Origin of the sequence: Acetobacter vaccinii (assembly GCF_008365315.1) — a bacterium.
GTDB lineage: Bacteria > Pseudomonadota > Alphaproteobacteria > Acetobacterales > Acetobacteraceae > Acetobacter > Acetobacter vaccinii.
The window spans coordinates 1,009,537-1,035,000 of sequence record NZ_CP043506.1 but is presented as its reverse complement, the minus strand read 5'-3'; the positions used below and the strand labels follow the sequence as shown (position 1 = coordinate 1,035,000).

The 25,464-nt window shown below is 58.6% G+C and carries 19 protein-coding genes, 1 tRNA gene and 2 rRNA genes (1 of these 22 only partly in view); 14 read left to right on the top strand and 8 right to left on the bottom strand.

Translation table 11 applies throughout. The features are described 5' to 3' along the window. From FLP30_RS04505 to FLP30_RS04495, 3 genes are all read left to right on the top strand, one after another. Nucleotides 1-645, top strand: a 23S ribosomal RNA gene (locus FLP30_RS04505); it begins 2,089 nt to the left of the window's first position. Nucleotides 646-754: 109 nt separating this feature from the next. Next, nucleotides 755-870, top strand: a 5S ribosomal RNA gene (gene rrf, locus FLP30_RS04500). Between the two features lie 32 nt (nt 871-902). Continuing rightward, nucleotides 903-979 (top strand) — tRNA-Met (locus FLP30_RS04495). Between the two features lie 287 nt (nt 980-1,266). Here the strand turns inward: FLP30_RS04495 and FLP30_RS04490 are convergent. Beyond that, nucleotides 1,267-3,687 (bottom strand): glycosyltransferase family A protein, encoded by a 2,421-nt coding sequence (locus FLP30_RS04490; protein ID WP_149278772.1) that lies wholly within the window; start codon nt 3,685-3,687, stop codon nt 1,267-1,269. Nucleotides 3,688-3,814: 127 nt separating this feature from the next. Here FLP30_RS04490 and FLP30_RS04485 point away from each other — a divergent pair, with 127 nt between their 5' ends. Next, nucleotides 3,815-4,438, top strand: a complete 624-nt coding sequence (locus tag FLP30_RS04485; RefSeq protein WP_149278771.1) for an SCO family protein — start codon at nt 3,815-3,817, stop codon at nt 4,436-4,438. Nucleotides 4,439-4,440: 2 nt separating this feature from the next. On the opposite strand, the gene FLP30_RS04480 is transcribed toward FLP30_RS04485, so the two are convergent. From FLP30_RS04480 to FLP30_RS04470, 3 genes are all read right to left on the bottom strand, one after another. Continuing rightward, on the bottom strand, nt 4,441-5,772 hold the full coding sequence (locus tag FLP30_RS04480) for a PepSY-associated TM helix domain-containing protein (protein WP_149278770.1): 1,332 nt from the start codon (nt 5,770-5,772) through the stop codon (nt 4,441-4,443). A gap of 14 nt (nt 5,773-5,786) precedes the next feature. Further along, the gene (locus FLP30_RS04475; protein WP_149278769.1) at nt 5,787-8,084 is read right to left on the bottom strand and encodes a TonB-dependent receptor family protein; all 2,298 of its coding nucleotides are present in this window, start codon (nt 8,082-8,084) and stop codon (nt 5,787-5,789) included. A gap of 113 nt (nt 8,085-8,197) precedes the next feature. After that, nucleotides 8,198-8,587 (bottom strand): hypothetical protein, encoded by a 390-nt coding sequence (locus FLP30_RS04470; RefSeq protein WP_149278768.1) that lies wholly within the window; start codon nt 8,585-8,587, stop codon nt 8,198-8,200. Here FLP30_RS04470 and FLP30_RS04465 point away from each other — a divergent pair. The 9 genes from FLP30_RS04465 (at nt 8,586) to argE (ending at nt 18,687) form a co-directional block, all read left to right on the top strand. Then, nucleotides 8,586-8,978, top strand: a complete 393-nt coding sequence (locus tag FLP30_RS04465) for a hypothetical protein (protein WP_149278767.1) — start codon at nt 8,586-8,588, stop codon at nt 8,976-8,978. The two genes, FLP30_RS04470 and FLP30_RS04465, sit on opposite strands and share 2 nt — an antisense overlap. A gap of 60 nt (nt 8,979-9,038) precedes the next feature. Then, nucleotides 9,039-10,262 (top strand): flavin-containing monooxygenase, encoded by a 1,224-nt coding sequence (locus tag FLP30_RS04460; RefSeq protein ID WP_149278766.1) that lies wholly within the window; start codon nt 9,039-9,041, stop codon nt 10,260-10,262. Nucleotides 10,263-10,328: 66 nt separating this feature from the next. Continuing rightward, a complete protein-coding gene (locus FLP30_RS04455; RefSeq protein WP_246856622.1) occupies nt 10,329-11,276 on the top strand; it encodes a LysR family transcriptional regulator in 948 nt (315 codons plus the stop codon). Between the two features lie 294 nt (nt 11,277-11,570). Beyond that, nucleotides 11,571-13,058, top strand: a complete 1,488-nt coding sequence (locus tag FLP30_RS04450) for an aldehyde dehydrogenase (RefSeq protein WP_149278765.1) — start codon at nt 11,571-11,573, stop codon at nt 13,056-13,058. Nucleotides 13,059-13,075: 17 nt separating this feature from the next. Beyond that, nucleotides 13,076-13,753 carry a DUF1028 domain-containing protein gene (locus FLP30_RS04445; protein WP_149278764.1) on the top strand — a complete coding sequence of 226 codons (678 nt, stop codon included), beginning with the start codon at nt 13,076-13,078 and terminating at the stop codon, nt 13,751-13,753. 199 nt (nt 13,754-13,952) lie between these two features. Then, a complete protein-coding gene (locus tag FLP30_RS04440) occupies nt 13,953-14,360 on the top strand; it encodes a RidA family protein (RefSeq protein ID WP_149278763.1) in 408 nt (135 codons plus the stop codon). A gap of 150 nt (nt 14,361-14,510) precedes the next feature. Further along, complete coding sequence (locus FLP30_RS04435; RefSeq protein WP_149278762.1) at nt 14,511-15,905, top strand: purine-cytosine permease family protein; 1,395 nt, start codon at nt 14,511-14,513, stop codon at nt 15,903-15,905. Between the two features lie 23 nt (nt 15,906-15,928). Next, nucleotides 15,929-17,536 (top strand): GMC family oxidoreductase, encoded by a 1,608-nt coding sequence (locus tag FLP30_RS04430; RefSeq protein WP_149278761.1) that lies wholly within the window; start codon nt 15,929-15,931, stop codon nt 17,534-17,536. Next, nucleotides 17,533-18,687 carry an acetylornithine deacetylase gene (gene argE / locus FLP30_RS04425; protein WP_149278760.1) on the top strand — a complete coding sequence of 385 codons (1,155 nt, stop codon included), beginning with the start codon at nt 17,533-17,535 and terminating at the stop codon, nt 18,685-18,687. Before FLP30_RS04430 ends, argE begins: the two co-directional genes overlap by 4 nt. Before the next feature lie 174 nt (nt 18,688-18,861). On the opposite strand, the gene FLP30_RS04420 is transcribed toward argE, so the two are convergent. The 3 genes from FLP30_RS04420 to FLP30_RS04410 all read right to left on the bottom strand — a co-directional run bounded on the left by FLP30_RS04420 (nt 18,862) and on the right by FLP30_RS04410 (nt 22,829). Further along, a complete protein-coding gene (locus FLP30_RS04420; RefSeq protein WP_149278759.1) occupies nt 18,862-21,210 on the bottom strand; it encodes a TonB-dependent receptor plug domain-containing protein in 2,349 nt (782 codons plus the stop codon). 127 nt (nt 21,211-21,337) lie between these two features. Further along, complete coding sequence (locus FLP30_RS04415; RefSeq protein WP_149278758.1) at nt 21,338-22,300, bottom strand: FecR family protein; 963 nt, start codon at nt 22,298-22,300, stop codon at nt 21,338-21,340. Between the two features lie 76 nt (nt 22,301-22,376). Next, nucleotides 22,377-22,829, bottom strand: coding sequence for an RNA polymerase sigma factor (locus FLP30_RS04410; protein ID WP_168200044.1), 453 nt, complete (start codon nt 22,827-22,829; stop codon nt 22,377-22,379). 257 nt (nt 22,830-23,086) lie between these two features. On the opposite strand from FLP30_RS04410, the gene FLP30_RS04405 reads away from it, so the two are divergent. After that, nucleotides 23,087-23,899, top strand: coding sequence for an RNase A-like domain-containing protein (locus FLP30_RS04405; RefSeq protein WP_149278756.1), 813 nt, complete (start codon nt 23,087-23,089; stop codon nt 23,897-23,899). A 41-nt stretch (nt 23,900-23,940) separates the two neighbouring features. On the opposite strand, the gene pdxR is transcribed toward FLP30_RS04405, so the two are convergent. Next, nucleotides 23,941-25,464 carry a MocR-like pyridoxine biosynthesis transcription factor PdxR gene (gene pdxR, locus FLP30_RS04400; protein WP_149278755.1) on the bottom strand — a complete coding sequence of 508 codons (1,524 nt, stop codon included), beginning with the start codon at nt 25,462-25,464 and terminating at the stop codon, nt 23,941-23,943.

The window sequence follows — 25,464 nt, the reverse complement described above, 5'->3', positions numbered from 1 at the left end:
AGTTTGACTGGGGCGGTCGCCTCCCAAAGTGTAACGGAGGCGCGCGATGGTGGGCTCAGGCCGGTCGGAAACCGGCTGTCGAGTGCAATGGCATAAGCCCGCCTGACTGCGAGAGTGACAGCTCGAGCAGAGACGAAAGTCGGCCATAGTGATCCGGTGGTCCCGCGTGGAAGGGCCATCGCTCAACGGATAAAAGGTACTCTAGGGATAACAGGCTGATCTCCCCAAGAGTCCACATCGACGGGGAGGTTTGGCACCTCGATGTCGGCTCATCACATCCTGGGGCTGGAGCAGGTCCCAAGGGTTCGGCTGTTCGCCGATTAAAGTGGTACGTGAGCTGGGTTTAGAACGTCGTGAGACAGTTCGGTCCCTATCTGCCGTGGATGTTGGAGACTTGAGAGGATTTGTCCCTAGTACGAGAGGACCGGGATGAACATACCTCTGGTGCACCGGTTGTCGCGCCAGCGGCACAGCCGGGTAGCTAAGTATGGACGGGATAACCGCTGAAAGCATCTAAGCGGGAAACCCACCTCAAAACTAGGTCTCCCCAAGGGTCGTGGTAGACCACCACGTTAATAGGCCAGATGTGAAAGCGTGGTAACACGTGCAGCTAACTGGTCCTAATCACCCAATAGGCTCACTCCTTCACTGTCCTAACCGACAGACCGTGCACAGAAATCATCCATGCACAACGTCATACACTCACTCTCTCAAAAACCAACCGGTCCACACCACCAAAGGGTGGTCTGGATGACCTGGTGGCTATGGCGGGGCGTGTTCCACCCGATCCCATCCCGAACTCGGCCGTGAAAAACCCCAGCGCCTATGATACTGCGGCTTAAGCCGCGGGAAAGTCGGTCGCCGCCAGGTCTTCCAAACCACCCTATCAATACATCCTCACCCGCGGGGTGGAGCAGCCCGGTAGCTCGTCAGGCTCATAACCTGAAGGCCGCAGGTTCAAATCCTGCCCCCGCAACCATAGAATAAGCGTCTGAAAAGACACGGTAAACCCGCCCATTAAAGGCGGGTTTTTTTGTGCCTGAAACACACCGCAGGATGCCTGGGCGCATTGCATTTGACGATCAAGCTGTAAGCTTATGCCTTGAAGCCCGTGTTCGTATTGGCGTTGTGGAAGATCTTGAAGACGAAACTCTCAATTGTACCGCATTTATGGCGGTATCAGGAGTTTAGTGCGTGGATGACTGATACAATGCATGATACTTCAGGCCGCAAACTGCTAGGGCACGTAAAGAGTTTCTGATTTTTCTATTGTGTCAGAAAACTCCTGAACTGCTGTAAAAACTGCTCACGGGCACTGTCCTGGATGAGCGTGGCCCATTGTATCGCGACATCCCAGTGCGCTGTGGTCTGAGGGGAGAGCATGCATTGGTGTTCTGCTTCGTTGAGGGCAGCACTTGGGGATATTTCCCGACCTATACACGCGCACAGCATAGAGAGTAAGGCGGTAGATGTGGGGTCCAGCGTCAGTCCATGCCGCGCCATACGAATTGCTTCTTGCGTATGACCAAGTTTATTCTCCAAACTAGCAATAGTCAGAGCATGAGGGGCATGGAAGCTGTCAATCGACAGAGCTGATCGTGCAAGACACAGTGCCTGTTCAGGGTCTTCCTCATGGATGGCCGCTGATTGATTTGATAAATCCAGTGCAAACTTCAGTTTTTCCAACCCACGTCTTAAACCCAGAAGATGTGCGGTCACACAGACACCGAGTAGGCGGTTCATAGTGGGTTCGGTCATGTTGTCAGGGAAATGCGCAGTGAGGATCGCGCGTGATCTGTCGAGGCAGCGGATACGCTCGTTAGCCAGCTGATATGCGGCAGTGTCGTCTTGTATGGCCTTGCGCCAGACTGGCAACCATAGAACCTGCTGCTCGGCTTTCCGGGCAATGGCGCAGCGCAGAGCGTTGGCTGTTTCTGGTCCTCTGTGCAGTGTTACCACGGGGGAGGTTGTGTTGGTCGGGTAGCGGTTGGACAGCAGTGTATTCAGAGCGGTCTCTTCATTACCTGTGAGGCCCGTGGGAAAGTAGCCGAACAGGTCAAAGAGAGGCCGCGTATAGGACGGGCCGTAGCCTATGGTGGAACGCTCCCCCATAGACTCATGCTGTGGGTTATGAAAGGCGCTGAAAACCCAGCCGATTGCTGTGTCAGATCGGGCGGGTAGTAAGGTGCTGGGAACTACCATGGCCGGGGCGGCATGTAACTGAACACGCTGTTGCACAGTTCCAGCCAGAGCCAGACAATCCCCGCTGAGAAAGGTGATAATGGAGGCTGTGCTTGCGTCGATCCCGATGTTTCTGACCGCGCCAGTGGGATGCTGGGCACTGAGTTCGATCAGGCGTATTGCATGAAGAACAGGAGCGAGTGTGGTGTGCAGAGTCCCGCTGTCTGAATGCACGACCACGATCTCGACGGCGCAGTCTTGCAGAAGGAGGGATTGGATAACCTCTAGTCCCTCCTGTGTGTTAGACAAATCAAAAACAATTATGCAGATACGAGTATTTTCTGGAACGGAAGCCCCTTCAGCAATACTGGCCGTGCCTTGGTTTACCCATCGTCGCCATAAGGCGTTGGGCTGTGTGTGGCTGGCGTGGGTTTTGCGGGCATCAGATGCGGCTTTTAACGCTATGGGGCTGCCCGGAACACAGACAAGTGCCGCATCGGCTGCCTGCTGTGCAAGCGCATGGTTGCCACAGGCCAGTGCGCTCCGCGAGAGTAAAACCTGCGCTGCTGCCGTCTGTTTTAAAGAGTCGTGTAAAAGACGTTCCGTTGCGACCTCAGGTCTCCCGGCTTCGAGCCAGAGGAGGCCACTCCACAGTCTTACCTCTTTGTCCTGTGGATAGTCCGCAACGGTTGCATCGGCGATGGCTGCAACGGATTCAACGGCTTTGTAGGCTCTGAACTGTCTGATTAACGCCATGCGGCTGTGCAGAGGGTCTTTGACACAGACAGCCCCGTGTGGGAGCTCGGGGGCCCACAGGCTCCCATCGTCCTGATGTAGTGGTGAAAATGGACGATTTTGTAATATTTTTTGCAGAACAGCTCCCTCTTCCATGGCCAGATAGTCATATCCGATAGACTGCATTGTGCGGTCCGGGTCCAGATAGGCGTACTGGTCACGGCGCAGTTGGCGTCTTACAGGGGAGATCTCGCGCAGGTGATAGAAAGCCAGAGCGGTCTGGCGTCGTGGGCGGGCCATATCATACATGAACGGAAGGGAGTGGAGGTCCACATCAGGAACATGCATGTCACTGGTGATGGGGAAAAGCTTTTCCCGCATTTTTCCGCCCCAGATACCATCGACCCGAAACTCGGTTTCGGTAAACATTTCGTAAACCTGACAGGTCCATATAGGAAGATCATCAGCTTTCAGAAAACCGTCTATACGGTGCTGCCAGTCATCCTCCAGGCGTTCGTCTGGGTCTATGGGCATGAACCAGGCGGCACCATAGTGTTTTGCGGTCCGTAGCAGCGCTTTTCTACGTTCGGGTTCAGAACTGTACCATGCGGATGAGTGGCGGTCATCCAGCGCGATCCAACCATGCACAATGGGGGCAATATTCCTGATCAGATCGGGAACAAGCTGGCTGTCATGGCGGAAGGAAAAACCAGCCAGAAGCAGGGGCGTTCCGGGGTCTGGCGTGCGGTTTATGGTGACGCTGATAGACAAGGGGGGAACTCCCACAAAGGCATGTTCTGTTTTTGCATCCCAAGGGATCATACCGGCCTTTTCCAGACCGGAACAGGCATGAGAATGCTGTGCTGCAAGCCGGGGTGTTCTTTGTTATGCTGAGGGCATGACGCCACAAAGCCGCCGCCCACAGACCCCGTCCACACGACCGAGCTGGAAAACGGCTCTGCCTGTGTTTGGTGTGGCCCTTGCCTTGCTGGCAGGTGCCGCTGGGCTACGCGGCGTGCTGATGGGCCACCCGCATGTCCGGGTTGGTGGCCCTTACGTCCTGACTGACGGGGCCGGGCGGAGCATCACACAGGCGGCTTTTAAAGGCCATTATACGCTGATCTATTTTGGCTACACCCATTGTGTGGATGTCTGCCCGCTGACGCTGGCAACGGTGTCGGCGGCACTGGAGGAACTGGGGCGCAGGGGGCGGGGGGTTATCCCTGTGTTTATCTCGGTTGATCCTGCGCGGGATACATCGCAGGTTGTGCAGGACTATGTGCAGCGTTTTTCCCCCCGCATTGTGGGGCTGAGAGGGGAGGAAGCCCAGTTGGAGCCGGTGATGCGTGCCTTCCATGTTTCGGCCCGGCTGCGGTCTGGCACGGGGGAGGGGTATCTCGTCGACCATAGCTCTCTGTTGTATCTGATGGACGGGCAGAACCGGCTGGTGGGTATGATCCCGGTTGATTCCAGCGCCCATCAGATTGCAGCCGAACTCAAGCGACTGTTGCCGCAGCCCTGAGATTATAGCGTGCGGGTTTGACGCAGCACCCATGCGGCAAGTGCCAGCACAAGCAGTGACACCCCAAGTTCTGGCAGCAGCACCGCAAGGATTGCCAGCAGGATTGGCCCTGCCACCCCAAGCCTTTGGGATGGCAAAGGGGGCGGCACGCCTAATGATCCGACTGGTCTGCGCCTGATCCATAAAAGGGTGGCAGCCCAGCTCATGAGCAGCAGACCTAAAGCGACCAGCAGGTTGATGGCCTGATTGACCCAGCCGAAAAGCTGGCCTTCATGCGCGGCAACACCATAGGCAATCATGCGGTCTATGGCGTTTTTCTGCGCAAAAATGGTGCGGGCAACCACCTGGCCATCGGGCGTCATGCTTATACTGGTGCGTAAGGGGCGGTTTTGTGTCTCTGAGCGCACGGTCCAGGTCGTGCCTGAGGGGGTGATGAGTACGGGTGCAGGCAGTGACAGGCCCGCCGCCTGCACGACGGTGCTCAGCCCGGCAGGAATAGGCTGAAGGGTGGTATCGTCTGGCATGTCCATGCCCGGCATATCATCATGGTGGTGTGCGGGCGGGGTGACCGGGACCGGGTGCCCGGCAATTACGACCCTGGCGGGAACAGAGCCAATTTCCCAGTCTTTGACCGATGTCAGGCGGCCCACTGTATTCTCAACGGATTGCAGGGCATGCCCCCAGACAAAGGACCACGGCAGGCCCGAGACCAGAAACAGTACCAGAAAACACGAGGTCCAGACCCCGGTTACGGCATGCAGGTCCCGCCACCGGGCGCGGCCGGTCAGGCCCATGCGGGGGTAAAGCACCCCAGCCAGCCTGCGGTTGCCGCGGGGCCACCAGAGCAGAAGGCCGGTGACGACAAGCACAATGGTCCATGATGCAACCATTTCCATCATGATGGAGCCCACATTGCCAAGCAAAAGCTGCCCATGCAGGTGGAAGACAAGGCGCTCAAACCTGTTTTCTTCTACAATGGTTTTCATGATGGTGTGGGTGTTCTGGTTGACATAAACCCGCACGGCCTCCCCATCGTGGCGGGTGACAAGGACACGTGCGGCACTGTGTCGGGATGGTGGGAGTTCATAGGCCAGAAAGCGGCTGCCCGGCACCGCAGCCAGGGCGGCCAGCACATCCTGCTCCGGCATGGCCGTAAGAACTGCTGGCATGTGGTCATAGGGCCAGTCGATCCAACGATCGACCTGTGGTTTAAAAAGGTAAACAGTGCCAGTCAGCGACAGAAACGCCACAAACGGCAGGCAGAACAACCCGGCGAGGAAATGCCACCGCCAGAGTGTCCGCTGGTCTGGCCACAGTTTTGTAAAAATCTGCATGACAGCGCTCCTCCTTAAAACCTGACCCGCACACCGCCGAAATACGCACGCGGAGATCCTGCGTAGATGGAGCCTGTGCTGTTCATCAGCATTTGGGTGGTTGCCTGCTGCCCATTGGTTTGCAGGCTGTCGCTGACATTGGCGGCCCCGGCGATATAGGTCTGGTTGGCAACATTCTGCACTTCAAAATACCAGTGCAGCCTGTGCGCCCAGCCAAGCCGGGTGGGTGGGTTGTAGTGCAGTTCCAGATTCAGCAGGGCGTAACCGGGGGCTTTCAGGCTGTTGGCGTTATCCAGCCAGTAGGCATCACGCCATGTAACTTCCGCGTATCCTCCCAGCCCTTCCAGCGGGCCATGGGGCTGGTCATACAGGAAACGGGCATTGAGAAAATTCGGGATAACACCGGGAATAAAATTGCCAGCCCGGCTGAAACTGCGTGAAAGCGTGCTGTTGGACAGTACTTCCGTATAATTGGTGTAAACCTGATTATCGTAAGTATAGCTCAGCGTGACACGGCCACCGGGCAGGGTTGTGGGGAGGGGCTTCCACTCCACCCCCAGCACAACCCCCCGATGTTGGGAGGCCGGGGCGTTGAAAGTATAGGAGCCAACGGTGTTGACCCCGGCGGACTGGCTGACAAGTTCGTTATTATAGAATTCGTAAAACCCTGTTGCCTGCACAGTCAGTGTGGAGGAGGGGTGCCAGTCCGCACCCAGGTCTATGCCCACACTTGTCTGGCTTTTGAGCTGGGTGTTGTTGCCGTACTGGCCCTGTGGGGTGATGAAGAGGTTGGAGGACGATGGCGTGCCATACGCGGTGCCAACACGGGTGTGCAGGGTCCAGTCCTTGGACGGGGTGTACATGACCGCACCTTCCGGGGCGAGGTTGAAGTAGGAGCGACTGGCCGTAATGGCGCGCTGGCTGGTTGTTGTGGCGGAGTAGCTGTACAGTGTTTCCATCGCCCCAATGTCGGAATAGGTGCCACCCAGCCCCACCACCACATGCCAGTTTGGGGCGACATGCCAGTCCTCCTGAAAGCGCGCGCCCAGGTTCCACTGGTGGCCATAGGTGGCGGAGCTCATGGCCCCACGGGTTGCGCCGCCAAGAGGCATGATGTTGTAGGTCTGGGAGCCGAAGTCGAGATAATCAAAATTGACACCGGCAAATGTTTCCAGCGGCCTGCCTGCAAGCTGGGCATGGTTGGTCATGTCGCTGCTGACAGCGTAGGAATCATAGGGGCCGACATAGGAGGTGGGGGATGTCGGCTGGTCGATATGCCGCTGGTCATAGGTAAACTGATTGCGCCATGTTGTGTGGGGGCTAAAGTCGTGTTCCCAGCGCAGGCCGACTACGGTGCGGCGGTCAAAGCGGCCCAGGCCCGCAGCCTGGGGGCTCATGGCCTGCCTGGCACCATAGCGACCGTTGACCAGCAGATTGACGGAGGCACACCCGGCAGCCGCCTGGGCGGCATTGTAACACCCCTGCTGATAGGGGTTGGCACGGTACTGGTTGAGCGACAGCCTTGCGGGCAGGTAGGCATCTGTCACGTTGTTGACGAACTTGAGGATAAGCCTGTCCGTCGGTGTCAGATTGACCCGCAGGCGCATGCTCTCGGTCGAGGTATTGTAATTGCTGTTGGCAATAAAACCGTTGCCACGGACATCACTACCAAAAATCATCAGGTCATAGCGTTTGTTGCCAAAGCCCAGTGTGGCGTAGTTGTTGACCATGCCAAAGCTGCCAAAGTCGGACCCGACTTCCACACCGTTGATACTGGCCCCCTTGCGGGTGCGAAAGTTGATGGCGCCGTTCATGGCGTAATTGCCGTAAAGGGTTGAGGCCGGGCCTTCAAAAACATCTACTCCGGCATAGGCATGCGGGTCTATCAGATCGGCGCGGGCGGTGCCGTCGGGCTGGGTCATGGGAAAGCCATCTTCCAGCACCTGAATGTTTTTAAGGCCCCAGGCCTGCCGATCGCCAGAGCCACGGATGGAAATGTTGGTGTCACGGGGGCCGTTGCCCTGGGTAAAGCTGACACCGGGGATTGTGACCATCATATCCGCAACGCTCTGGGCGACATGGTTGGCAAAATTGTCCCGCTCAGAACTAAAGCTTGTCTGCCCGGCGGGGCGGGTCAGGGCCGAGGCCCGGTTGGCCCCCGTTACAGTGACCTGTTCCGTTCTGGCTGGCAGCCTGCTGGTCCTGGGGGGCTGTGCGGCAGTGGGGCCATGGTGTTTCTGGCCCGTCAGGTGGCCTGCCTGTTCCGTCGTGGCCAGAGCGTGAGGGGCAGGGAACAGGACGACAAGCACCATCACTCCGCAAAATGGGAGTGTGCTACAAGAGTTATCAAACATAAGGGAAAACCTGCATAAACAGCACAAAAAGCCCATGTGCCATGGCACACGAGCGGCTCTTTCATGTCAGGTCAGGCAGGTGGCCCCTGCGGGCAGAGAGAAGTACGCTGGGGCGTTGGGGGGCCACGGATGGGGGCAAACATCCATGGCCGGGCCATACCCGTGGCTATCTGCCCTGCCAGAAGGCAGACCACAACACTCAGCAAAAGGAGTTCAAGTGCTTCCGCCAGCAGGAAGCTGTCGTCCTGCTGGTTGGTTGAGTGGTGGTGCTGGCCGTCCGGGTCGGAAAGAGGCGTGTGATCATCACAAAGAATACTCAACTGCGTGAGGTCTCTGATCGGATCATCCAGAAGAGCCATGGGGGAGAGAACCCCGCCAAACAGCAACCGCGCCATCAGTGCAAGCATCACCAGCGGCCAGAAGACCGTCAGATGTGTCAGGCTGTGCGCGCGAGAAGACATGGCCAACGATTACAGCAGATTGATCCTGTTAACCAGATGCTATCGTACTCATAAAACGGGGGGCAGTTATTGGCTTGCAGGGCAGGGGTGCTGCCCATGGCTGCGGTTTTTATCGGCGGGTTTCGCAGTGGGTGCAGCCGGTGCTGTTTCTGGTCACGCGCTGCTATGCCCCTTTGGCTGGCCCGCCTCTGGCACAGAGCTTTTGCAAGCAGATGAGCAAGGTAAGGTCATGCCTTTGCAGACCGGCCTGTTTTTGTCCCTGTGTCTGGCTGCGGTGCTGTCTGCCTGTATGACCCTGAATGAAGCAGAGCGGACATGGGTTAGGAAAAACAAAATCAAAGCTGAGAGAAATTGTTATTTAACCGATCCAATCTGTCCCATACAGATTTGAAGACAGACTTTCAGCCATGGTTGCTGAAAGTCCATGACAATCAGGACAAAGGTGCCGAGCATGTCAGTTGAGAAGGTCGAGACACTCATCATCGGGGGTGGCCAGGCAGGATTGGCCATGAGCGAGCAGTTGAGCAAACGCGGGGTGTCGCACCTTGTGGTCGAGCGCCACCGCATTGCCGAGCGCTGGCGCTCGGAACGGTGGGATTCCCTCGTGGCAAACGGCCCGGCCTGGCACGACCGCTTCCCCAACATGACGTTTGACGGTCTGGACCCCGACGCCTTTGCCCCGCGCAACAGCATTGTTGACTATTTTGTTGCTTATTCAAAACAGATAGACGCCCCCATCCGCTGCGGGGTGGAGGTGCAGCGCCTGACCCCCAAGGCCGAAGGCGGGTTTGTGGTTGAAACGTCCGACGGCGTGATCGAGGCCACCAATGTTGTGGCCGCCACAGGCCCGTTCCAGCGGCCTATCATCCCCACAGTTGTGCCCGAACAGGCTGGCATTGCGCAGATGCACTCGCAAACGTATCGCAACCCGGCCCAGTTGGCCGAAGGCGCTGTGCTGGTGGTGGGGGCGGGGTCGTCCGGGGCACAGATTGCTGAAGAGCTGATGAAGGCGGGCCGCAAAGTCTACCTGTCCGTTGGCCCGCATGACCGTCCCCCGCGCCGTTACCGTGGCAAGGATTTTGTGTGGTGGCTGGGTGTGCTGGGCATGTGGGACGCCAAGACCGTCAGCCCCGATATGGAGCACGTGACCATTGCCGTCAGCGGTGCCAATGGCGGGCACACGGTTGACTTCCGCCGTCTGGCGCAAGGCGGCATGACCCTGGTTGGCCGGGCGGAACACTATGCTGATGGTGTCATGCATTTTGCCCCCGATCTGGCTAAAAACATTGCGCTGGGTGATGCCAACTATCTGGCCATGCTGACAGCGGCCGATGCCTATGTGGCGCGGGAAGGGCTGGACCTGCCGCCCGAGCCCCAGGCCCATGTGCTGCCGCCCGACCCTGCCTGTGTGACAGACCCGCTGGCCTCGCTCGATCTGGCTGCGGCTGGCGTGACAACCATTATCTGGGCGACAGGCTACGCGCTGGATTTTGGCTGGTTGCAGGCCGATACGTTTGATGAAAAAGGCACCCCCCAGCATGACCGGGGTGTCTCGCGCGTGCCGGGGCTGTATTTCCTCGGGCTTGCATGGCTTGCGCGTCGGGCATCGCCTTTTATCTGGGGTGTCTGGCACGACGCGGACTATCTGGCCGGGCATATCGCCGCCCGCGGCTAGGTCTGGCCTGCGCCCTCCCGCCCAGCGTGGCGGGAGGGTGCAAACAGGCTCGCCTGTTGGGGCGTGATGGTGTACAGGTCGGACATGCGCTACACGTTGCGGCAGCTTGAATACTTTATTGCGGCAGGGGAAAGTGGCTCCATCACCCAGGCGTCGGAGCGACTGTCCATTTCGCAACCCTCCATCTCGACGGCTATCAGCCATCTGGAGCAGGAATTAGGTGTACAGCTTTTTGTCCGCCACCACGCACAGGGTCTGTCCCTGACCCCTGTGGGCCGCCAGATGCTGGTAGAGGCCCGCCGTGTGATCCAGATGGCCGAGGGCCTGTATGCTGTGGCTTCCGAAGCCACGGACCAGATCCGGGGGCAGTTGTCCGTCGGGTCAATGGTCACATTGGCCCCCATGATCATGCCCGAACTGGCGCATGGTTTTATGGAGACATATCCCGGAACCCAGATCCGCCAGTTTGAGGAAAATCAGGAATGGCTGCTTGACCGGCTGCGGCGGGTTGAGATTGATATTGCCATTACCTACGACTTGCAGATTCCCGATGGCATTACATTTGTGCCGCTGGCCAGCCTGCCACCCCATGTGGTTGTCAGCGACAGCCATCCCTTTGCCAGCCTGCCAGAAGTCAGTCTGACCCAGCTTGCGGCCGAGCCGCTTATTCTGCTGGACCTGCCATTAAGCCGCGAATACTTTTTTGCGCTGTTCTTCAAGGCCGGGCTGGAGCCAAGGATTTCCGCCCGATCAGCGCATCAGGAAGTCGTGCGCACCATGGTGGCCAATGGTTATGGCTATACACTGGCCAATGTGCGCCCACGGTCGGATGTTGCCCTGGATGGGCGGCGGGTCGTGCGGGTACCGCTGGCGGGGGCACATCGGCCTATGGTCATAGGCACAGCCACCTTGGCCAATGTTCCTAAGTCTCGCCTGCTGGACGCGTTTGAGGCCCATTGTCGGGCGTGTGTGTCTGACGCGCATATTCCCGGTATGGGTGAGTCTGGCGTTTAGACCGGCTGAAAAGCCTTTGGGTATTTCCTTTTCCAAAACGACAAAGGTGTTTGAAGCTTTTTGTAAAAAGCTTCACCAAAAACTTTTTATATTGATCGAGTATTGTTGCGTGTTTTCTTGGATATTTCTTCAGGAACCATAGTGATAGGTGGCGTTTGCGCTGCCGGGTTTGGGTCCCTGAGCTTAGGAAAAGCCGAAGCAGAAGGTTCATAAACAGTATGTTTCGTATAAGGAATGACATGATAGGCTTTCCCCTGTCTTCATCCCGGATCGGAACACAAGGACCCCATGCCCATGGCCGAGCACGACATTGTTTCCCAAAGCGGCTTTTCCCGTCCCGTGGTGGAAGGCAGGGCGCTGATCGGGGGGGCACTGCGTGGCTCTGTCACAGGTCGGGTGTTTCCCGCACTTAGCCCCGTGACAGGGGATAGTCTGGGGGATGTTGCCCTGTGTGGCCCGCAGGATGTGGATGACGCCGTGCAGGCGGCCCGCCAGTGTTTTGTGTCCGGGGTCTGGTCCCGCACGGCTCCGGCCCACCGCAAGCAGGTACTGCTGCGTCTGGCCGATCTGCTGCTGGAACACCGTGAGGAACTGGCCCTGCTGGAATGTCTGGATATGGGCAAGCCCTATCAGGACGCGCTGACACTGGACATTCCGGGGGCTGCGGCTGTCTGGCGCTGGTATGCGGAACTGATAGACAAAACCTATGGGGAAATTGCCCCGACCGAACCCGGCACGCTGGCCCTGATCGAGCGCGTGCCGCTGGGGGTTGTGGCGGCAGTGGTGCCGTGGAACTTCCCGCTGGATACCGCAAGCTGGAAATGCGCCCCCGCTCTGGCGGCCGGGAACTCCGTCGTGCTCAAGCCCGCCGAGCAGTCCAGCCTGAGCGCCATCCGGCTTGGGCAGCTTGCCTTGCAGGCAGGCCTGCCTGCCGGTGCGCTCAATGTCGTGCCCGGAACGGGGGAGGATGTTGGTCAGGCACTGGGCCTGCATATGGATGTGGACGTGCTGGCCTTTACGGGCTCCACAGCGACAGGCAAACGCTTTTTACGGTATGCGGCCGAGTCCAACCTCAAGCAGGTCTGGCCCGAATGTGGCGGTAAAAGTGCCAATCTGGTTTTTGAAAGCTGCGCGGATCTGAAACAGGCTGCCGTACGGGCTGCTGGCGGCATCTTCTTCAACCAGGGGGAGGTCTGCTCGGCCAATGCCCGCCTGCTGGTGCAGGACAGCATAGCCGAGCGTTTTATCGCTCTGCTGCTGGAGGAAGCCGCAGGCTGGCAGCCGGGCAACCCCCTGCTGTCGCAAAGCCGCATGGGGGCGCTGGTGGACAGCACCCACACAGCACGCGTGATGGATTTTATTGCACGCGGCAAGGCCGAGGCAACACTGCTGTGCGGGGGCACCCGCACCAGTATCGGGCCGGGGAACTGTTATGTAACCCCCACTATTTTTGACCATGTTGCCCCAGAAAGCGTGCTGTTCCGTGAGGAAATTTTTGGTCCTGTTCTGGCCATTACCCGTTTCAGCACGGAGGAGGAGGCCATTCGCCTGGCCAATGACAGTATTTACGGGCTGGCGGCCTCGGTCTGGACCCACGATCTGGGCTGCGCCCTGCGTGTCAGTCAGGCTTTGCAGGCCGGGACAGTTTCGGTCAACACGGTGGATGCTCTGGCACCTAACCTGCCTTTTGGCGGGATGAAGCAGTCGGGCTATGGGCGTGATCTTTCCGCCCATGCGCTGGAAAGTTATACAGCGCTGAAAACGCGCTGGATCAGTTTTTAAAAATAAGGAGAAAACGCATGACATTTTCCCTTGTTGCGCGCTGTGACCGCACAGGCCAGTTTGCCGTGGCTGTTTCTTCCTCCTCCCCCAGTGTTGCGGCGCGGTGTGCGTTTGCGCGGGCTGGTGTGGGGGCGGTGACCACCCAGAATGTGACAGACCCACGCCTGGGGCCATGGGCGCTGGACCTTATGCAGTCTGGTGCCACGGCCATGCAGGCGCGTGATATTATTGTGCAGTCCTGTAGTTTTGCCGACTATCGGCAAATGACCCTGGTGGACGCCAAAGGCGGCGTTGCCCAGTGGTCTGGCCCGCAGGCGCTGGGTGTGCATGCGTTTTACGAGGGCCATGGTGCCGTGTCGGCGGGTAACCTGCTGGCGCATGACGGTGTGCCGCAGGCCATTGTACAGGCGTTTGAAACCAGCGACCCGTCGCAGGAACTGGGGGCACGGGTGATTGCGGCCATGCAGGCAGGGCTTGCCGCCGGAGGGGAGGCCGGGCCCGTACGTTCAGCCGGGCTGGTGGTGGTGGATACGCAGGCTTGGCCACTGGCAGACTTGCGGGTGGACTGGGCCGATGCCCCGGTGCAGGCGCTGGCCGAGCTGTGGGCCGTCTGGCAACCCCAGATGCATGACTATGTAACCCGTTGCCTTAACCCGGTTGCAGCCCCGTCCTACGGTGTGCCGGGGGATGAGTAAGCTGTGGGAAAAGCTGCGCGGGGCATGTTTTCTTTTTCCGAGGTAAAGCATCGTTATTCCCTATTTTTTCTGATGCCGGGGATGTTTTACCGTAACGGGAAGGAACACAGGGGAAGCGGCTGGCGGTATTCGTTCCGAGATAGCAACTGCCTGCACCAGTATTCCTGAAACAGGCAGGCGAGAGGGAGATATTCTGAGAATGGCACATAAAAGACTCCGTCCCTTCAATACCAAGGACACCTACCCCGAGCAGGCGCTGGACAACGACCTGTGCCAGGCGGTGGTGACCCGCAACACCATTTACCTGCGCGGCCAGGTCGCGCAGGATTTGGATACGCGCGTGAATGTGGGTGTGGGCGACCCGGAAGCCCAGGCCGAAAAAATTATGGACAATATCGAACTGCTTTTGAAAGAAGCAGAGTCCAGCTTGCAGGATATCTGCAAGGTCGTGGTCTACCTGACCGACATCCGCTACCGTGAGACAGCCTACCGGGTGCTGGGCCGCCGTATGAAAGGCGTGTTCCCGGTCTTTACCGGCCTTGTGGTTGTTGCCCTTGCGCGGCCGGAATGGCTGATCGAGGTGGATATCATCGCCGAGCGTCAGTAAGCAGCATCCCCGCCGCCCTGCTTGGGGCGGGGTGGCGGGGGCGCGCCCTGCCGTGCCTGCTATGTTGCGATAACGCAATAATGGGGTCAGTCCCCCGACATCGTGCCCAAGGGCACAGTTTTTGCCCGAAGCAAGGGAGAGGTAAAAACCATGACAGACGTGCCAAACAGCCGGGGGCCAGAAGCCCACACCATTTACCAGATCCCGCTGGACCAGCGGCATGGCAGCCCGCGTGACCTGTTTACGGTCTGGTTTGGCTCCAACATCATGATGCTGACCATTATTACCGGCGCGCTGTCCACGACCGTGTTTGGCCTTTCCTTCTGGCCTGCGCTGCTGGCAGTGGTGCTGGGCAATATGGTGGGGGGGCTGTTCATGGCCCTGCATGCCGCCCAGGGGCCGCAGCTTGGTGTGCCGCAGATGGTGCAGACACGCGGCCAGTTTGGCTCTATCGGCGCTATGGCGGTCATCTGCCTTGTGGTTGTCATGTATGTGGGCTTTTTTGCCTCCAACCTGGTGCTTGGGGGGCAGTCGTTGCATAGCGTTGTGACCGCTGTGCCAGAAAAAGGCTGTATCTTGTTGCTGGCAGCAATCAGCCTTGCCGCCACCATTTACGGGCATGACCTGATCCACGCCTATACCCGTTTGCTCACGCTGGTGTCGGGCGTTGCGCTGCTGCTGTGCTTTATCTGGATTCTGGGTGTTAATGGGGTTTCCGCCGCAACACTGGCCCATGGTGACTTTACGGCGTCGGGCTTTCTGGGCGCTATGTCCACCGCGGCCCTGTGGCAGATTGCCTATGCGCCGTATGTGTCTGACTATTCGCGCTATCTGCCGCCGGGTACGGGCAGCACACAGGCGTTCTGGGCCAGCTATGCCGGGTGTGTTCTGGGGTCGGTCTTTCCCATGGTGCTGGGGGCGCTGCTGGGCGGCATTGCCGGAGGGGGCGATGTGGTGACAACGCTGACAACGCAGGTCGGGCCTCTTGCGGTCTTTATCATCCCTGCACTGTCGCTGGGTATTGCGGCCACCAACGCCATGAACCTGTATTGCGGGGCGCTGTCGGCCATTACCGTGGTGCAGACTCTGCTGCCATCATGGCGGGCGGGGCATGTCGGGCGGGCGGGCACGGCGGTGTTCCTGTGTGGCTGTTCGCTGCTGATAGCACTGGGTGCGGAAGCAAACTTCCTTGAAACCTATACAAACTTTATTCTGCTGCTGCTCTATGTCATGGTGCCGTGGACAGCCATCAATCTGGCCGACTTCTACCTGGTGCGGCATGGGGAATACGACGTGGATTCCTTCTTCCGCGTGGATGGTGGTGTGTATGGCCGCTACTGCTGGCCTGCGCTGGCGGCCTATGTGTTTGGTATTCTTGTGCAGATCCCGTTTGTTTCCAACAGCCTTTACACAGGCCCGGTAGCAAAGCTGCTGAATGGTGCCGATATTTCCTGGATTGTCGGGCTGGTGTTTGTGACAGCGTTTTATCTGTGGCTGATGCGGCACGAACGGGCCGCCCAGTCGTTGGTGCGTAACGCGGGCTGAACCTACAGAGGGAGGATAAGGGCATGACAACGTTTCCGGTCGAATTCGACTATATCATCGTAGGGGCAGGGTCGGCCGGGTGCGTGCTGGCCAACAGGCTGAGTGCAAACCCCGGCACGCAGGTGGCCCTTCTGGAGGCCGGGGGGCCGGACAACACGCCACGTATCCATGTGCCTGCGGGCACAATCTCCCTCTATAAAAGCCGCAAATATGCGTACCAGTACTATTCCGTACCGCAAAAAAACCTGAACGGGCGGCGCATTCACGTTCCGCGTGGGCGCACGCTGGGCGGGTCGTCCGCCATGAACAGCATGATCTACATCCGTGGCGCGCGGGAAGATTATGACGCGTGGGAGGCCATGGGCTGCCCCGGCTGGGGGTATGACGCGGTTCTGCCCTTCTTCCGCGCGGAGGAGGACAATCGCCTAGGTCAGGACCCGGCGTACCATGGCACCGGAGGGGAACTGATAGTGGACCGCCCGCGTGATCCGCTGGGTGTTTCCGACCTGTTTGTGCGCGCGGCGGAGGAAGTGGGCCTACAGGCCAGCACGGATTTTAATGCCGCCCGGCTGGATGGTGTGGGCATTTACAATGTCACGCAGAAGAACGGCAGGCGGCTGAGCGCGTATGGGGCGTTTGTTGCCCCGGTCAAGTCGCGGCCCAACCTGCATGTGCTGACAGGCTGCCGTGTGATCTCGCTTGTTACGGACGGGCGGCGTGTGACGGGCGTTACCATCGAGCAGGATGGCCGCTTTAATGTGCTGCGCGCCACGCGGGAAACCGTGCTGAGTGCCGGGGCTATTGGCTCCCCGCATATTCTCATGGCGTCGGGTATTGGCAACGCGCAGGACCTTATGGCGGCAGGTGTGCCGGTTGTGGCGGACCTGCCGGAGGTTGGCTACAACCTGCAGGACCATCTGGACGGGTTGGTCACCCTGCGTTCGGATTCACCCTCCACCCTTGGGTTTTCACGGGGGTCTTTGGCGTCTGTGCTGCCAGCGCCCTTGCGGTATGCCCTGCAACGCAAAGGCTGGCTGACCACAAACTATGTGGAAGCAGGCGGCTTTGCCTCCACCCGTTACGCCCAGGGCGTGCCCGATATCCAGTTCCATTTCGTGCCCGGCTATCGCAGCCATCGGGGGCGTCTGTTTGAATGGGGGCATGGGTTTGCCCTGCATACCTGTGTGCTGCGTCCTTACAGCCGGGGGCAGATCAGCCTGCGGCGGGATGGCAGCCGCGAGGTGGATATAGACTTCAACTTCCTGTCCGACGAGCGGGACGGGCAGGTGCTGCTGGAGGGGCTGAAGCTGGCCCGCCGTATCCTGCGTGCTCCGGCCTTTGATGGCATACGGGGCAAGGAAATGGCACCAGCCCCCGAGATCCAGTCGGATGAGGACCTGCTGGCCTATATCCGGGCTTCGGCCAGTACGGTGTTCCACCCGACCTGCACCTGCCGCATGGGCAGTGATGACCGTAGCGTAGTGACACCGGAACTGAAGGTGCGGGGGATTGAGGGCCTGCGCGTGGCTGATGCGTCCATCATGCCCAAGCTGATTAGCGGCAATACCAATGCTCCGAGCATGATGATCGGTGATAAAGCGGCCAGCATGATCCTGGCGGCAGGGGCATGACCCCGCCGTCCTCTGCCGGGGTTGAGGACATTCTGGCCCGGCTGGTCGGTTTTAAAACCCTGTCCCGCACGGACAATGTGGACTTGATTGACTGGGTATGTGCTTTTCTTGAACCACTGGGTGCGCGCTTTTTGCGTGTGCCGGGGGCGGAGGCCGGGCGCTATAACCTGCTGGCCAGCATTGGGCCGGATACGCCCGGCGGTATTGTGCTGTCCGGGCATAGTGATGTGGTGCCAGTGGAAGGCCAGCCCTGGAGCACCGACCCCTTCTGCCTGACCGAGCATGAGGACCGCCTGTATGGGCGTGGCAGCAGCGACATGAAAGGCTTTCTGGCCTGCATGCTGGTGGCTGCCCGCCATGCTGCGGCTCTGCCGGGGCTGAGGCACCCTTTGCATCTTGCCTTTTCCTATGATGAGGAAATTGGATGTGTGGGCGTGCGCTCCCTGCTGGATACGTTACAGGCGCGTGGTTTTCAGGCACGTGGCTGTGTCATTGGGGAACCAACAGGCCTGCGTGCGGTGTCGGGGCATAAGGGGAAACTGGCCGGGTGTGTGACCTGCCACGGTCTGGCTGCCCACTCTGCCAATCCGGGGCTTGGGTGCAATGCCATCGGGCTTGGTGCGGCAATGGTGCGGGCGGTGGAAGGCTTGCAGGAGGAAATCCGCCAGTCCAGCGGGCAGGACCCGTCTTACGAAGTGCCCTATGACACCATGCAGGTTGGCGTGATCCGTGGGGGTGTGGCGCTGAACATTGTGCCAGACCTGTGTGAGATCGGGTTTGAAATGCGGCTGCTGCCCGACCATGACCCCGCACCCTGGCTGGACAGGCTCCAGCGTGAGGCCGATGCTTTGTGTGCGGGCACACCCCATGCCCGCATAGCGCTGGGTGTGACCAACAGTTATCCGGGGTTGCATACGCAGGAGAATGCGCCGTTCCTGCAAACTGTCATGCAGATTACGGGCGATCGTACCCCCGCCCGTATCGGGTTTGGGACTGAGGGCGGGCTATTCCGCACCATGCTGGATCTGCCGGTTGTTGTTTGTGGCCCAGGGTCCATCGACCGCGCGCACAAGGCGGACGAGTATATTACCCGTGCGGAACTGCATGATGGTGTGGCGTTTACCCGTGCCCTGGTGGCGCAACTGGTCTGAAACCGGTTTTCAGGATGAACAGGGGAGGGTATTGCCCCTCCCCTTTTTTGTATCCTGCAATACTTCCAAAGAAAAAACCTGAAAAATATCAAAAGTTTTTGGTGAAGCTTTTTCCAAAAAGCTTCAAGAACTGTTTTTATTGAAAGAAATTCCTATATTCTTCATCAGACAATTTTAAAAATGAGCCTCCAGGCTCATGCCAAATGCACGGGGCTGCCCGACCTGAGCATAAGACCCTGCCCAACTGCTGCGGGCATTGTAAATCATCAACTCATTAGACAGGTTTTTGGCATAAAAGCGAAGGGTATAGTATTTGGCCGCATAGGCTGCGTGCATATTGAACGTAATGTAATTTCCCGCAGTAATGCCGGTGCCGTTTTCAACCTGTGAGGTATAAGACCCCACCCGGTTGACCGTGCCACCAAAGGACAGGCCCGAGCGAAACTTCTGGTCAAACCCGACCGTAAAGGTCGTGCTGGGGGCATTGCTGAATTTTGACCCCTGGGCGTAAGCATAATCAGTCGGTGCTTTCTGGATTTTTGTATCCAGTAGGCCAATGCCGCCATACAGGTTAAGCCCCTGCGTGACATGATACTGTGCCTCCAGCTCCAGCCCCATGCTGCGGCCCTGGGGGATGTTGACAAAGGTATAGTTTAAAAGATCCTGATAATTATGGTATGTATTGTAAAACAGGTTTCCGTTCAGACTAAAGCGCCGCCCGAACTGCTCTGTATGGCCTGACAGTTCATAGGTGGTTACGGTTTCCTGCTTGTACTGGTAATAAAAGCCCCGGTCCCAATCAATGGCGCCGCCACCGGGGTTATAGCCACGGCGCACGGTAAAGCTCATGCTGTCGTGGGGGGAAAAATTATAGAGCAGCCCGCCTTTGGGCAGGAACATGGTGGTGCCACCGTCAAAACTGACCGAGCCCCAGTTCATCTTTACATTGCGTTTTTGTTCCTCACGCTCCACACGCGCCCCGGCAATCAGGCTCAGCCCGCCGATCAGATGGGCTGTGCCATCCATGTACAGGGCGTAGGTCTGCTCATGGTCCGGGCCATTCACCCCCATGTCGGGTGATGTAATCTGCTGGTCACGGTTAAAGTAATACAGGCCCAGCACACCATTGATCCATCCATTCTTGGGCGAATAGACAAAGCGTTGTTCCACCGTATTATTGTTTTCGTTCAGGTTGAGCCTGCCGCGGGAATTGGCGCTGCCGAGCTGGTTGGACTGGTTGAAGTTGGCATCGTACCAGACATGGCCGTACAGCAGGCTGGCCGTCAGCGCGTCGGAAATCTGGTAACTGAACTTGTCGCTGAGCGTATTGATGGACGAGTTGGAAATACGCGTATTCATGTTTGTGTTGTCAAAACGGTATTTGCTAAAATCCGGCCCGGTGGCCTGGTACAGATATTCCCCGTTCTGTTCCCTGTGCGAGCCTGTCAGTTCCATTTTAAAACGCGGCAGGGCCTTGGGCGTCCACAGCATTTTACCCCGGAAGGTGGACTGGTTGATTTCCCCCGGATTATACGGCCAGTTTTTGCCAGCGTAGTGAATGTAGCTGTTGCCGTAAACACCGCTTCCCGACAGCCTGATGGCAAGTTGGTCCTTGACCAGAGGGCCGGAGAGCGTTGCGCCAAAACTGCCTTTGTTGCCCTGGCTTTCGTACCCCGTATGGGCCGCGCCGTGCCAGTCCCAGGTGGGGTCTTTGGTGTTCATGGTAATAGCCCCGCCAATGGCGTTGCGGCCTTGTGTTGTGGCCTGCGGGCCACGCAGCACCTGGACTTCATCAAAGTCCCACATGCCGGTATCCGTGTAGCGTTGCCCGCCAAATGTTTCGGGCAGGCCGTCAATAATGACCGCTGTGCGGGGGCGGCTGCCTGACATCAGGGTAAAAATGCCCCCTGCAGCGCCTTCACCACTCATCCCGCGGATGGACGGAAGCCCGGCCGCGTTGCCCACCATGTTGGGCACTCTGTTGGTGACATCATACAGGGACCGATATTCGTCCGTATCAAGGTGGCGCAGTACGGTCACTGCGCTGTTGGTGTTTTTCAGCCGGTCGATGGACTGGCCGACCACAACAATCCGCTCCGTGCCCCCGTAGCTGGGTGTGCTGCTGCCTTCGGCCTCGTGCAGGGCTGGGGTTTGAGCGGGCAGGGCCGGGTGTGCCGCGGGTTTTGCCACAAGCTCAAACGCATTATCGCCCACGGGGCGGTATGTTAGCCCTGTGCCAGTCAGCAGTTTTTGCAATGCTTCGGCCGGGGCAAAGCGCCCAGTCAGTCCCGCACTGGCCTGATGGTCCAGACTGGCTGAGTCAGAGGTAATCTGGCTGTGGGACTGCTGGCTGAAAGTGAGCAGTGCCTCCGATAGTGGCCCGGGTGCGATATGGAAGGTGTGCAGCGCCCCGGCCCCTTGTGCCCATGCGCCAGACGGCCCCAGCCCTGCCCCTGCGGATGTTCCCAGTAGTCCCAGCGAGCCAGCCATGACGCTGCGGGCCAGAAAGCGGCGTATTACCATGTCAGTCGAAAATCCTTCACCCAGCCAGAAAGCCTATATGTGCGACTGTCTCGCAGTTGCACGGTATTGCTTAGAGGTACGGGCGAGAGAATTTTCCTGTCATCAGGGCAATTTTTTTATCAGACCGTTATGATGGCCCTATGACCAGCAGCACACCAGGGACCAGAGTGCCCACGGTGCCGCCATGGGGGCGTAGTGCAAGTTGCAGTGCTTTCAAGGGGTTATTGAGGTCATAAACCCCGGTCACCCGTTTTTCAGCAAGTGTGCGGTCGAGTATGACAATGCGCCTGCGGGTCCAGGGTTGCAGGCGGGCAGCCAGGTCGGCCAGGCGCAGGCTCCGCGCAACCAGCACACCATCGGCCCAGGCTCCGATGCTGTCGGGGGGGATCTGCCCGGCCATGCTCTGTGTTGCCGTCAGGCTCATCCACTCGCCTGCATGCAGGTCATGCCCTTGGCTGGGGTGGGTGCGGCGCTCAAACCGGCTGCTCCCTTCCTTGACGGCAAGGGTGGTTCTGCTCTGACCTGTCAGTACATCGAACACGGTGCCCAGGTCTGTTGCCACACTGTTGGCGGTGGTGACAGTCAAGGGCCGCTGGGCATTGTGCTGGACATCAAACAGGGCCTCGCCCCGCAGCAGGGTTATGGCGCGGGCGTTGGCGGTCATGCGCACGGCTATGGCGCTGCGGGGGGCCAGAGCGATGGTGCTGCCATCTGCCAGGTGAATGTGCTGCGTCTGGCCATAGCCGGTGTAATAATCTGCCTTCAGCCACAGCAGCGTATCCGGCCCGAACAGGGCCAGTATGGCACAGGCCATGGCCGCAGCACTGCCCGCCCAGAGCCTGACGGACAGGCGTTTATGCCAGGCCAGGCGGGGTTTATGCAGTCCCGGCAGCTCATAATGTTGCCGCTCCACCGGGGCTGTAAGCAGGGTGTCAATGGTCTGGCAGACTTCCGCCCAGGCCTGGGCGTGGCTGGGGTCTGCGGCCAGCCACTGGGCAAACTGACTGGCCAGTATGGGGTCCTCGGGGTCTTCACGCAGCAGCATATGCCAGTTTGCAGCCGCCCGCCTTGGTGTTGGGGGGTTAGTCATGGCGTGACCATAGCGGGGTGGATGAGCGAATGTAACAGGGCGCGTTGCGTCCTTCAGGCCGGGCAGGCAGGGACATTCAGCGCTCGGTTTCTCGGATCGTGCTGCACAGCTCGATACCCTCGGCAATCAGGCTTTGGGTAAAGGAGACGGAAAGGCCGAGCTGGGCTGCGATTTCACGCAGTTTCAGCCCGTCGAAATAATACATCTTTATGGCCGCGCACTGTCGGGGGGGCATGCTGTCAATAACATCCAGCAGCCTGTGCATCTGCCTGCGGGCGTTGGTCACCTGCTCGGGCGAGGGGGCCTGGTCGGCAACGCTGGCGCTGGCGCTGTCAAAATCCGTGCCGTGGGTTCCTTCCAGTCGTGTACGCTTGCGGCTGAACTGGAACAGGTTGCGCATGATGGTTTTGAAATAGCTGGCCGGGGCGGCAATCTCAGGCGTGCGGCATTGCTCAAACAGCACCCAGGCATCCTGCACCAGGTCTTCCGCACTTTGCCTGTCCCCTGTCAGGCGGCCCGCATAGGCCAAAAACGCAGCCCGGTGCGTTTTGTATAAAGTGTGTGATACCCGCTCTGCGCCCAAGGTTCTCCTCCCGTAGGAGTCTCTATATGAGAATTGATCGCAATTTCAAAATGGTATTTTGCGACTGTCATGGGGTGGCTGAAGCGGGTGTGTGACGGCCTGCACCTGATTTGATAATGATTGTCTGGTTTTATTTGGCATGCCACGATTGTAGGCCATACGAAAAGCGTGTCACCATGATGGTGACATAAAGGATGAGAGTTATGTCACCGTCATCACAGTATACCGGGTTTGACTACCGCCAGATGTTCCCGCAACTGAGCGATTTTGGTGTGTGCCAGTTCGGGGAAGATGCCGATGTGTTTGGTGACACGATTTCCGAGCTGATAGACGATGTTCTGGCAAGCTTTAGCCTGACCAGTAAGGTAGCGGCCAGGGATGAGCTTCGCACCCTGCTTGCGTATGAAGACGACCAACTGGCCACAGCAACCTGGGCCATCATCGGCTTTAACCCGACCGTTGAAAGTGCAGTCCTGCCAGATGCCGTGCCCTATCCCAGTCTGCGTGCTTTCTGGGAGGATGTTGCGCAGGCTTTGGACAATGACCCCTATGAGGGAGACTTTATTGCCCCAAACAGCCGCAATGTAGGTGGCTGTGTTCTGCAACGTCATGTTGATCTTGTGGAAGATGATATTGAGGATCGGTTGTTTTTTGACAAGATCCCCGCTGTGTCAGTCTTTACGTCAAAGACAGAGGCAGAGGGTGTAATTTTGCGTACATTGCAAGCCAATACTGATCGGATAGACGCCTGGGTGAAGCGTGCTCCAGATGGGGAGCGGGGGGTGTTCAGATCTGTTTTTCCGCATGATGTGGGGAGAGTGGAGCGGATCGATGGTCCACAACCGCACGCTGGACAGGAACTGGCCGTTGCAGTGACCAAAATGCCTTTTAATGGAATGGTCTATTATGTTCACACTATCAGGATTTACGACCTACAGGATGCAGCGGGTCAGGAAAACCCTGTGCCACAGAATGAGAAAACATTTTTTGAGAAAATAAGAGGTTTTTTCAAATAAGTGAGTCAATTTTATGGTGGGTGAGGTGTGGCTTTTGCAGGTCAGTCGGGCTGGGCGGCCTCATCAGAGTGACCCGGGTGGGTGGTCAGCCAGTTGTGTGTAAAGAGTGACAGCTTTTTCATGGCGGCCACAATGCGGCGGGGCTGGATGGCAGCAAACCCGAAGATAAGCCCAGACTGCGGGTCTGGGCCCAAGTAACATAATGAAAGTGGGCGCAGCATGATGCCCATTTTTGCGGCTGCGGCACAAAAGGCGCAGTCGTCCACATCCTGCAAAAACCGGCCTATCAGATGTACTCCGGACTCTACTGGCTGCATGTCTATGATATGGCCCAGCGTCTGGTGGGCCTCGTTTAGCAGAATGCTCTGGCGTTCCTTGTAAATACGCCGCATCCGCCGGATATGGGCGGCAAACTGGCCCGATTGTATAAAAGACAGCAGGGTAATCTGCTCCAGCAGCGGAGGGTGGCGGTCCAGTACCCGTTTGGCATTGGCCAGCACGGCAACAAACTGCACAGGGGTGACAACAAAGCCTAGACGGAAGCTGGGCAACAGGGATTTGCTGAAAGTGCCAAGGTAAAAGACCCGCCCGGAACGGTCCATGCTTTGGAGGGCAGGGAGCGGCGTGCCGGAGTATCGGAACTCACTGTCGTAATCATCTTCAATGACCCAGGCACCACAGGATTGGGCAAAGTCCAGAATTTCTGCCCGCCGCGCCATGCTCAGGGTCATGCCCAGAGGGTACTGGCGCGAGGGTGTAATAAAAATCAGCCGTGGTGCAGGCTCAAGCTTTATGCCTTCGGCCACCACCAGCCCTTCGGCATCAACAGGCACAGGCACCAGTCGCGCGCCTGCCGCTATAAACGTGTTCCGCGTGCCAATATAGCCGGGGTCTTCTATCCAGACCGGGTCGCCGGGGTCCAACAGGATACGGGCCAGCAGGTCGAGCGACTGTTGTGACCCCGATGTCATAATAACCTGCTGTGCCGTGCATTTTAAAAAACGGGCTGCATGCAGGTTCTGGGCTATGGCATCGCGCAGGGGCATATAGCCGGATGGGTCTGCATAGCCCAGCATGGTGGGCTGCACATGCCGCCAGCTTTGCGACATCAGGCGTGACCAGGCATCCAGCGGGAAGACATCAAACGCGGGAACATCCGCCACAAAAGGTTCGGGGTAGGCGCTGCCGACATCCATGCTCAGGGCAGTTAACTGCCGCCCACGGGCAGAAAGCGGGGGGAGTCTTCCCTCTCCCTCCATCACGGGTGGGGGGCTGGTGGGGGGGGGGGTGTCATCGGGCAGAACATCGTGCACGTAAGCTCCCGCACCCACATGCAGGCTTATATAGCCCTCATCGGCCAGCAGGTTATAGGCAGTGACAATGGTGTTGCGTGATAGCCCCAGTTCCGCTGCCAGGGTTCTGCTGGCAGGCAGGCGGCTGCCGGGGCGGGTGCGCCCGTCCATGATGGCCAGACGCAACTGCTCATAAAGCTGCCGGTAGACAGGGGTCTTGCGTGTGGCATCCAGTTGGAACGCTACCAGCAACGTGGAGGAGGGGGACGGCAT

Excerpts from the sequence above, each read along its gene's own strand:
- FLP30_RS04445 (WP_149278764.1), top strand. The coding sequence starts at position 13,076 with ATGACATTTTCCCTTGTTGCGCGCTGTGACCGCACAGGCCAGTTTGCC.
- FLP30_RS04450 (WP_149278765.1), top strand. The coding sequence starts at position 11,571 with ATGGCCGAGCACGACATTGTTTCCCAAAGCGGCTTTTCCCGTCCCGTG.
- FLP30_RS04435 (WP_149278762.1), top strand. The coding sequence starts at position 14,511 with ATGACAGACGTGCCAAACAGCCGGGGGCCAGAAGCCCACACCATTTAC.
- FLP30_RS04475 (WP_149278769.1), bottom strand. The coding sequence starts at position 8,084 with ATGGTGCTTGTCGTCCTGTTCCCTGCCCCTCACGCTCTGGCCACGACG.
- argE (WP_149278760.1), top strand. The coding sequence starts at position 17,533 with ATGACCCCGCCGTCCTCTGCCGGGGTTGAGGACATTCTGGCCCGGCTG.
- FLP30_RS04405 (WP_149278756.1), top strand. The coding sequence starts at position 23,087 with ATGTCACCGTCATCACAGTATACCGGGTTTGACTACCGCCAGATGTTC.
- FLP30_RS04415 (WP_149278758.1), bottom strand. The coding sequence starts at position 22,300 with ATGACTAACCCCCCAACACCAAGGCGGGCGGCTGCAAACTGGCATATG.
- FLP30_RS04485 (WP_149278771.1), top strand. The coding sequence starts at position 3,815 with ATGACGCCACAAAGCCGCCGCCCACAGACCCCGTCCACACGACCGAGC.
- FLP30_RS04470 (WP_149278768.1), bottom strand. The coding sequence starts at position 8,587 with ATGTCTTCTCGCGCGCACAGCCTGACACATCTGACGGTCTTCTGGCCG.
- FLP30_RS04460 (WP_149278766.1), top strand. The coding sequence starts at position 9,039 with ATGTCAGTTGAGAAGGTCGAGACACTCATCATCGGGGGTGGCCAGGCA.
- FLP30_RS04480 (WP_149278770.1), bottom strand. The coding sequence starts at position 5,772 with ATGCAGATTTTTACAAAACTGTGGCCAGACCAGCGGACACTCTGGCGG.
- FLP30_RS04465 (WP_149278767.1), top strand. The coding sequence starts at position 8,586 with ATGGCCAACGATTACAGCAGATTGATCCTGTTAACCAGATGCTATCGT.
- FLP30_RS04455 (WP_246856622.1), top strand. The coding sequence starts at position 10,329 with ATGGTGTACAGGTCGGACATGCGCTACACGTTGCGGCAGCTTGAATAC.
- FLP30_RS04430 (WP_149278761.1), top strand. The coding sequence starts at position 15,929 with ATGACAACGTTTCCGGTCGAATTCGACTATATCATCGTAGGGGCAGGG.
- pdxR (WP_149278755.1), bottom strand. The coding sequence starts at position 25,464 with ATGCCGTCCCCCTCCTCCACGTTGCTGGTAGCGTTCCAACTGGATGCC.
- FLP30_RS04420 (WP_149278759.1), bottom strand. The coding sequence starts at position 21,210 with ATGGTAATACGCCGCTTTCTGGCCCGCAGCGTCATGGCTGGCTCGCTG.
- FLP30_RS04440 (WP_149278763.1), top strand. The coding sequence starts at position 13,953 with ATGGCACATAAAAGACTCCGTCCCTTCAATACCAAGGACACCTACCCC.